The sequence below is a fragment of the Mesorhizobium sp. STM 4661 genome (assembly GCF_000359125.1).
Classification (GTDB): domain Bacteria; phylum Pseudomonadota; class Alphaproteobacteria; order Rhizobiales; family Rhizobiaceae; genus Mesorhizobium.
This window is the reverse complement of sequence record NZ_CAAF010000004.1, coordinates 287,535-296,362: the sequence shown is the minus strand read 5'-3', so window position 1 is coordinate 296,362 and position 8,828 is coordinate 287,535. Positions and strand designations below refer to the sequence as shown.

The 8,828-nt window shown below is 62.0% G+C and carries 8 protein-coding genes; 5 read left to right on the top strand and 3 right to left on the bottom strand.

All coding sequences use genetic code 11. The features are described 5' to 3' along the window. On the top strand, positions 1-398 hold a 398-nt coding region (locus MESS4_RS02495), incomplete at its 5' end, for an IS256 family transposase (RefSeq protein WP_036240449.1). 210 nt (positions 399-608) lie between these two features. On the opposite strand, the gene MESS4_RS02490 is transcribed toward MESS4_RS02495, so the two are convergent. Beyond that, complete coding sequence (locus MESS4_RS02490; RefSeq protein WP_036240475.1) at positions 609-2,129, bottom strand: winged helix-turn-helix domain-containing tetratricopeptide repeat protein; 1,521 nt, start codon at positions 2,127-2,129, stop codon at positions 609-611. Positions 2,130-2,264: 135 nt separating this feature from the next. Here MESS4_RS02490 and MESS4_RS31520 point away from each other — a divergent pair, with 135 nt between their 5' ends. Continuing rightward, positions 2,265-2,510, top strand: coding sequence for a DUF1127 domain-containing protein (locus MESS4_RS31520; protein WP_006326073.1), 246 nt, complete (start codon positions 2,265-2,267; stop codon positions 2,508-2,510). A gap of 594 nt (positions 2,511-3,104) precedes the next feature. On the opposite strand, the gene MESS4_RS02480 is transcribed toward MESS4_RS31520, so the two are convergent. Together MESS4_RS02480 and MESS4_RS02475 are read right to left on the bottom strand one after the other, a co-directional pair. Further along, positions 3,105-3,941, bottom strand: a complete 837-nt coding sequence (locus MESS4_RS02480) for an alpha/beta hydrolase (RefSeq protein ID WP_348259137.1) — start codon at positions 3,939-3,941, stop codon at positions 3,105-3,107. Between the two features lie 303 nt (positions 3,942-4,244). Continuing rightward, positions 4,245-4,889 (bottom strand): hydrolase, encoded by a 645-nt coding sequence (locus MESS4_RS02475; protein WP_006326070.1) that lies wholly within the window; start codon positions 4,887-4,889, stop codon positions 4,245-4,247. Between the two features lie 153 nt (positions 4,890-5,042). On the opposite strand from MESS4_RS02475, the gene MESS4_RS02470 reads away from it, so the two are divergent. From MESS4_RS02470 to MESS4_RS02460, 3 genes are all read left to right on the top strand, one after another. Beyond that, a complete protein-coding gene (locus MESS4_RS02470) occupies positions 5,043-5,936 on the top strand; it encodes a LysR family transcriptional regulator (RefSeq protein ID WP_006326069.1) in 894 nt (297 codons plus the stop codon). Between the two features lie 268 nt (positions 5,937-6,204). Further along, positions 6,205-7,140 (top strand): pirin family protein, encoded by a 936-nt coding sequence (locus MESS4_RS02465; RefSeq protein ID WP_006326067.1) that lies wholly within the window; start codon positions 6,205-6,207, stop codon positions 7,138-7,140. A gap of 96 nt (positions 7,141-7,236) precedes the next feature. Then, the gene (locus MESS4_RS02460) at positions 7,237-8,490 is read left to right on the top strand and encodes a DUF5996 family protein (RefSeq protein ID WP_006326061.1); all 1,254 of its coding nucleotides are present in this window, start codon (positions 7,237-7,239) and stop codon (positions 8,488-8,490) included. Positions 8,491-8,828 lie beyond the last annotated feature (338 nt).

Genomic DNA, 8,828 nt, shown 5'->3' with positions numbered 1-8,828 from the left:
CCGCTTTCATCGCCACCGCCTTCGCCCAGGAAACGGCCGAGGCCGCAAGCACGCAATGGCGCACTGTGGCCGACCAGATCCGGCCGAAGGTGCCGAAGCTGGCGACAATCATGGACGACGCCGAGCCCGATGTGCTGGCCTACATGACCTTCCCCAAGGAGCACCGCGCCAAGCTCCACTCGACGAATCCGATCGAGCGTCTCAACGGCGAGATCAAGCGGCGCACCGAGGTCGTCGGAATCTTCCCCAACGACGATGCGATCGTGCGCCTCGTCGGCGCCTTGCTGCTCGAACAGAACGACGAATGGGCCGTGCAGCGCGCCAGATACATGACGCTGGAAACCATCAGCCAAATGAGCGATGATCCTCTCATCAGCCTGCCAGCCGTGGCACGCTGATCAGCCCGGCCCATGCCGGAGAGCGCGGCGACCAAGCCGTCAGCTGCACCACGCCCTGGGACACGATCTGCCGCCGTTTCCGCTGACGAGGCGATACGAGCGCGATCGTGACGCCACAGGTCGCTTTGAGGAGTAGGTCGCACGCACGAACGGTGCGAGGGCGCCGCTACGAACTGACCGGGATATTTACCTTCATCGATACCTGACGCATCACTCCGGAAGGCCGGCCTTGCGGAAGCCATCGACGAAATGCTCGAGCGTCGCAGCGTCGCGGAACGGCTCCGTCATGACCCAGTGGCGGGTTGTGAAATGCGGATTGCCGACGAGGAACAGTTCAACCTCGGCGCACGCCTCGTCGAGCCGGCCGAGTTGCGCAAGGCTTGCCGCCAGGAAACGGCGCGAGCTTGTGCGATAAGTCTCGTCCCTGCGCAGGGTCTCGACGGCGGCTTCGTAATCGCGCGCCGCATATTGCGCCTGGCCGAGCGTCAGATAGTACCAACTTGCCGGAAACGGGTTCAGCCGGAACGCCTTGCGAATGTGCTCGAGGCCCTCCTCGACCCGCCCGGCCAGGACCGCGATGTCGGACAATGCCGCCCAGGCGTCGGCCTCGTTCGGGTCGAGCTCGATCGCCTTGGCGAATTCCGCATCCGCCTCGGCGAAGCTGCGCTCATAGGCAAGCAGGTAACCCAGCACCCAATGGCAGCCGGCATCGTTGGGATCGATCGCTACAGCCTTGCGCGCCAATTCCAAAGCAACGCCACGGGAAGATTCAGTTGGTCCCCCGGAATGTACCCATCCCATCCAGTGGTTCATGGCAAGCCAGCGATAGGCCTCGGCGTATTCCGGATCGAGAGAAACCGCGCGCGTGAGCATCAGATGCGCTTCCCGCGCCGTCTGCGGCGAATCATCCATCAGCTTGCGCGCTCGCACGCAGAGATCGTAAGCCTCCAGATTTTTGGGCCGATTGCGCGGCGGCGGTGCGCGCAGCCGGCCGAGCAACGCCTCCACGATCTTGCCGGTGACCTCGTCCTGAACGGCAAAGATATCTTCCAGGCTGCGATCGAAGCGTTCCGCCCATAGATGTTCGCCACTCACAGCGTCGACCAGCTGTGCATTGATGCGCACGCGCCCCGCGGCGTGTCTTGCGCTACCCTCCAGCAAATAGCGCACGCCAAGGTCCTCGGCGATCCCGCGTACGTCCATCGACTTTCCTTTGTAGGCAAAGGTCGAGTTGCGAGCGATGACGAACAGGCCGGAGATCCTGGACAGGTCGGTGATCAGGTCTTCGGTCAACCCGTCCGCGAAGGAGTCCTGCTCGGGATCGTTGCTGACATTGACGAAGGGCAGCACGGCTATCGACGGTTTGTCGGGCAGCGGCAAAGGTTTTCGCTTCGCGCCGCCGAGGTGCTCGATGGCGCCGGTGAAGCGGTAGCCGACGCGCGGAACCGTTGATATCCATTCACCGCCCCCATTGCCGGCATCGCCGGCCGGACCAAGCAGCTTGCGCAGCAGCGAGATCTGGACGGTGAGGTTGCCTTCCTCGACGGCGATGCCCGGCCACGCCGCGTCCATCAACTCGGCCTTCTCAAGGATTTCGCCGGGCCGTTCGACGAGCGCCGCAAGCAGGTTTATCCCGCGATAGCCCACGGCAACGGGGACATCGTTCCGAAGCAGCGTTCCCGCACCGGAATCAAGCACGAACGGACCAAAGGCAAAGCGCGATCCCTGCATGCGGCGCATCTATAGCCCGTTTGGAAGTTTTGAGAACTATTTGGGAGAGCTTAATTACGACGCTGTCGGTATCCTGCAGAATTCAACCTCTTTCAGGTCGAGGGTCACCAGATCCTCAAACCATAGGAGGTTGCTGTGAACGACACCCTTGCATCGGCCCCGCATCAGGCGGCGCGGCCGGGAACGCCCCAGGGGCCGGCGGAAGTTTCGCGTCGGCGCATGACGACCCTGCGAAGCATCATCGCGACCTGGCGCGAGCAGACACGCTTTCGCTGGGATCTTAAGCAAATGTCGAAGGACAATCCCCATTTGATCGACGATATCGGTCTGACGAAACGGCAGGTCGAGGCAGAGATCGCCAAGCGCTTCTGGCAAGGATAAGGCGAATGGTGCCTAAAGACGTTCGCCCGCAGGGCTCGCGAACGGATACGGCACGACAATGGCGGCTACCGCCGCGACCACCTGCGCGCCTTGGCGCGCAGCGGCGTCTTGCGCACAGCATGCGGCAGAATGAAACCGGAACCTGTGTATCCGGGCCACATACTGGGAAATCTGGCGCGCCTCACCGGGTGATGATGAGAACTACGTCTACGCTATAGCCCTCTAAATGGGACGGAGAGATCATTAGAATTCAAATAGATAGCAGGAGGCACCACATTCTGCATCTTGGTTGGCCGTCGAGGCGATCCCTCCGATCAGAGACTGCGCCTGTTCATGCCTTGCCTCATGAGTCCCCAAAGGTCGCGAATGACCGCCCAGACCAATGACATTGAACGACCGATGTGGGGCCGTCTTCTGACCGCCTGGTTTCGGCCCCAGCAATAGGATTAGCTGACATGCGCGCGGTGAGACCGCGATGAGCGCAGCCGCTTATAGTGCGCGATGGAGTTCTTGTGCTCCACCGATGCACACACATCTTCTCAAGCGTCGACTCGTACTGCGGGGCGGGGCTGGGAGCCGCGCCCCGCAGCTACTTCAGTTGGTGACGAACTCCAGAAGGTCGGCGTTCAGCACGTCAGCATTTACCGTCAGCATGCCATGAGAGAAACCAGAATAGGTCTTCAGCGAGCCGTTCGGCAGCAGCTTGACCGCCTTCAAAGCCGAGGCGGCGATCGGAACGACCTGGTCGTCCTCACCGTGCAGCACCAGCGTCGGCACGGTGATCGCCTTGAGGTCCTCGGTCTGGTCGGTTTCCGAGAAGGCCTTGATGCCGTCGTAGTGCGCCTTGGCGCTACCCATCATGCCCTGCCGCCACCAGTTCTGGATCACTCCTTCATGGACCGTCGTACCCTCGCGGTTGAATCCGTAGAACGGGCCCGACGGGACGTCCCGGAAGAACTGTGCACGGTTGCTGGCCAGTGCCGTCCGAAAGACGTCGAAGACCTCCATCGGTGTACCTTCGGGGTTGTCGTCGGTCTTCAGCATCAGCGGCGGAATGGCGGCGACGAGGACGGCCTTGGCCACCCGGCCCGCAGGTTCGCCGTGTCGCGCCACGTACCGCGCGACTTCGCCGCCACCGGTGGAATGGCCGATGTGAACCGCGTTCCGCAGATCAAGCGCCTCGGCGACGGCAAAGGCGTCAGCCGCGTAATGGCCAATGTCGTGACCATCGGCGACCTGCTCCGAGCGACCATGGCCGCGCCGGTCATGCGCGACGACGCGATAGCCCTTCGACAGGAAGAAAAGCATCTGCGCGTCCCAGTCGTCGGAGCTGAGCGGCCAGCCATGGTGAAAAACGATAGGCTGAGCGCCCTTGGGACCCCAGTCCTTATAGAAAATCCGTACGTCGTCGTCGGTCGTGACAAAGCCCATGGTGCGTTCTCCTTCTGGAGTATCGTGGGTGGCAGGCCCCGCAGCACGCGCAGGACCCAATGGAAAGGCGAAGCTTGCGGCAAGCGCCGGGGCCGAGATCAGGACGTCGCGGCGGTTGAGCGGCAGGCCAAGGGTGAAGGTGGGAGGCATCGAGGAACTCCGCGAGTTATTCAAAAGGCGGCGGGTGGGATCACACGCAATCGCCGCACATGGTAGAAGGCTTCCCTGTGAGGTGAGGATGGCGAGGGCCGGCAAACGGATCGATTCCGACCCTCACCGAAATGCTCGCCATGCCGGCCGGGATCAGCCAGCTACTGGCGTGTTGAGAAGCTGCTGCTCCCAAAGATACGCGATGCCGCTGCCGCCGAAGTGCTGGATGAGAATCTCGGTCAGCTCCTCGACATGCTCGGTGCGCGCCCAATCGCGTTGCCATTCGCCAGCGAGCGCCATCACGGTCATCACGTTCGCGCCGGCCGCGATCATTCGCTGGATGGCAACTTCGTGAGACTCCTTCGAAATCCCGCCCGACGCGTCGGTGATCACGGTCACGTCCCAGCCTTCGCCGGCGGCCTGGATCACAGGCATTGCGACGCAGACCTCGGTCCACAGGCCGGCGATGATCAGCTGCTTGCGGCCGGTCGCCTTGACGACGTTCACCACATTCTCGTCCTGCCAGGTGTTCACCCAGGTGCGATCGATGACTTCCTGGTCCGGAAATACGTCGGTGATCTGCTTAAAGAGAAGTCCACCGCGCGCCGCGATCACGCTGGTGAGAATGGTCGGAACATTGAAGGCTTTTGCTAGCTTCGCCAGCGCCGTCGAATTGTTGACCACCATGTGCGGATCGTGGCTGTTGAGGTTTGCGAGCTGATAAGGCTGGTGGTCGATCAGAACGAGGACCGAGTCTTCGGGACGAAGAAGCGAATCGAGGCCGTTACGAGGGATCATCAAGACTTCCTTTCTCTGCCGCTATGGGCGGCAATGGGTTCACGGGAGACATGCGCCAGGGGCGACGTTGCCTGGACGCAATTTGCTGTTCCCTTAGGCGATGCGGTAGTGCCATAGTCAGGCAAGCTGTGTCGCGAAACGAGGAACGCCAAATTGGACATCGAAGATCTACTGACATTCGTCGCAGTAGCCGATGCAAGGGGCGTATCGGCCGCCGCGCGCCGGCTCGGCGTCTCCAAGTCAATCGTCAGTCGGCGGCTTTTCCGGATCGAAGCAGAACTCGGCGTTCAGCTTCTTGCACGAACGACCCGCGGCGCCGCGCTTACGGAAGCGGGGATCACATTCAGGGATCATGCGGCCCGAGCCAGCGCCGAGATCGACACGGCCAGGGAAACGATCCTCCCAACCGGTGATCTGCGCGGCCGCCTGAGAGTTGCCATGCCGCTTTCCTTCGGCCCGACCCACTTCGCCCCGGTGCTTGCGGAAATGGCGCATCAGCACCCGCAGCTCCAGATCCATACCTCCTACAGCGATCGCTTCGTCGATCTCATCGCAGAGGGTTTCGACTGCGCGATCCGGGTCGGGTACCTTCAGGACTCCAACCTGATCGCGAAGCGCATCGGACCGATCTATGGAAAGCTCGTCGCAAGTCCGGATTATATCAAAACGCGCGGTTCACCTCAGACGCCAGATGAGCTCGTCACCCATCAGGCACTCATGCAGGGGACGGAAGCCTGGCAGTTCATGGATGGCGACAAGATCGTCACGGTTCAGCCGCAGGGCAGATTCAAGGCCGATAACGCTACGGCGCTTGCCGCCGCCGCGGTGGCAGGGCTCGGCATCGCTTGGCTCCCCGATTGCATTACGTATGACTATGTGACCTCCGGAGCGCTCGTTCCGATTATGACACGCTATCCACCGCCTTCGGCAGGCGCGTATGTCATCCGCCCGCCTGGTCAGCATCCCGCGCGGAAAGTACGGGTTCTCACCGAGATGCTGATCAAGAGCTTCGAACTGAATCCACACCTTTGGGGGCTCGGCCGCTGAACACGATCGGCGCGAAGCCTAATCAAAGGGCAGGAGTTCGAAGGTCGCTCTACTCAGCCGCTGAACGCGACGACATCGCCGGTGCGTTCCACTTACTGCGACACAGCTTAACGCATCGCAGGACTAGTTGGGCAGACGCTTACTCGCCAGTTTAAGTTTTCGTCCGGACGAAAGCGCTCACCCGCTCGCATGGTCCGGATTGATCGAAATCAGGCATTCGCATCGGCCAGGGCGAGGCTGTCTGGAAGCCTAAGTGAGGATGACGCGCATGAGTTGGAACCCAGCAATCGAACCGGGGTGCCCCGATGCGGTGGGCGTCGATGCGATCGAAACTCTTATTGTTCCGCGTGCCCGAGACCTTGGCGGCTTCGAGGTCCGGCGCGCCTTGCCGGCGCCGAATCGGCAGATGGTAGGGCCGTTCATCTTCTTCGACCAGGCCGGGCCGGCCGAGCTATTGACCGGGCAGGGCGTCGACGTTCGGCCGCACCCGCATATCGGTCTCGGCACCGTCACCTACCTCCATCGCGGCGATTTCCATCACCGTGACAGCACCGGTGCCGACCAGATGATCCGTCCGGGCGCGCTGAACTGGATGGTTGCCGGGCGCGGTGTGTCCCATTCGGAGCGCACCTCCGCAGCCGCCCGAACCGGTCCGAACAGCCTGTTCGGAATACAGACCTGGCTGGCGCTGCCCGACAGCCATGAGGACATGGCGCCCATGTTCGAGCACCACGGCAAAGAGGCGCTGCCGGTGATTGAGGATCGCGGCGTTTCGGTCCGGCTCATCCTCGGGGACGCCTATGGCCAGAAGGCACCCGCGACGATGTTCTCGGAGACGTTCTACGCCGACGTGACGCTCGAAGCCGGATGCCGACTGCCGATGCCGGACGATCACGAAGACAGGGGAATCTACATCGTCGAAGGTTCGATCTCGGTTGCTGGCCAGGAATATGAGGCATCTCAGATGATGGTCTTCAGGCCTGGTGACAGGATCACGGTCGCGGCCGGCGGCCAAGGTGCACGGCTGATGATCCTCGGCGGCGCAACGCTCAGCGGACCGCGCTATATCTGGTGGAACTTCGTCGCCTCCTCGAAGGACCGCATCGAAGAAGCGAAGGCCGAATGGCGCGCCGAGGACTGGGGCAAGGGACGTTTCGATCTCCCGATCGATGACCGAGATGAGCACATTCCCCTACCGGACTGACCGGCGCTAAGAAGGAGGTCGCCTGGGCACGGACCCGGGCGGTTCAGACGAGATGACGCGTCGCGTGCCGGGTATGTTCTGAATGGAGAAAGCAGAATGAGCAACAAGTGGCCCCACCTGGACTACCTCAGCTGGCGCGAGACGTGTTCGGCCCTGCATCTCTATTTGCAGATCGCCGGGAAATATCGCCTTGCTCATACCCCGTGGCTCAACCATTCCTGGAACGCGACCTTCTATGTCACGCCGCTCGGCCTGACCTCCTCGCCGATCCCCGACGGCCCAGGCATTGAGATCCTCTTCGACCTTCGGGACCATATGGTTGTCGGCACATGCGGCAATGGTCGCAAGGCATCGTTTGCGCTCGGGCCATCCACAGTCGCGGCGTTCCACGCCAATTTCGTGCAGTTGATTTCCGAACTTGGAGGCACGCCGACCTTTAACGACAATCCGAACGAAGTGCCCAACCCCGTACCGTTCACCGAAGATCATCGCGACCGGCCCTATGACCGGGAAGCCGTTCAGCGCTTCCATCACGCATCGGTGGCGGTCGACAGGGTATTCAATCGGTTCCGGACCTCCTTTCTTGGCAAGTCCAGTCCCGTTCACCTGTTCTGGGGCAGTTTTGACTTGGCAGTCACCCGCTTTTCGGGGCGGCGCGCTCCTCTCCATCCTGGCGGCATTCCGACATTGCCCGATCACGTGACGCACGAAGCCTACGACCGCGAGGTCTCGTCGGCAGGCTTCTGGCCGGGCGGGGGCGGCATCGATTATCCCGCCTTCTACGCCTATGCCTATCCTGAGCCGAAAGGCTTCCGCGGCGCCTCGGTCCGGCCCGATTCCGCTTTCTGGGATGAAGGCCTGACGGAGTTCATCCTGCCCTACGATGCCGTGCAGTCGACGGCCGACCCCGACGCGGCGCTTATGGAGTTTCTCGTCTCGACCTACGACGCCGCGGCCGATCTCGGAAGATGGGATCGCGACCTACTGGACTGCATGCCGGGGCGGCGGGGTCAGGCGCGGCCGCATGACGCCGAGCAGCCGGGCCCTGCCTCTCCCTTGACCGTCGAAAAGGTCGAGCGGGAGGATACCTCATCGAAGGGTCGCTACCGGATGGTCATCGACGGCGTCGAGGCCGAGATGACCTACAGCCGGGCAGGCGAAAGGCTGATCATCATCGATCATACGAAGGTTCCGGCGGCCTTGCGGGGCCGCAGGATAGGTGAGCGCATGGTTCGTCAGGCGGTCGAGGATGCCCGGCGCGATGGAGTCTCCATCGTGCCGCTCTGTCCGTTCGCAAAAGCGCAGATCGACCGTCATCCAGAATGGCAGGACGTGCTGCGTCGATCATAGGCTACGCGTGACTCCCTCCACCCGCCAACGTACCAGCTCCGACCGACTCCTACCACCGTAAGCGATTCGAACTCTTTCACCGCCAAACGCCGCCGTTTCACCGCTTTTTCACACACCGGCTATCTCGCGCTCTTTGCACGGGCGTAGTTTCGGCGGCTATAGCGTACTGTGGAGGGTATTTGGCGCACCCGACAGGATTCGAACCTGTGACCTCTGCCTTCGGAGAATGGATAGTGGCTTTCGCCGAAACTATCCGTCTCTATCCGAATGTGCGCTATGCCACTGAAATCACAAAACAAATTTGAAATCGATCAGCGCCGACGGTACGACGGGACGGC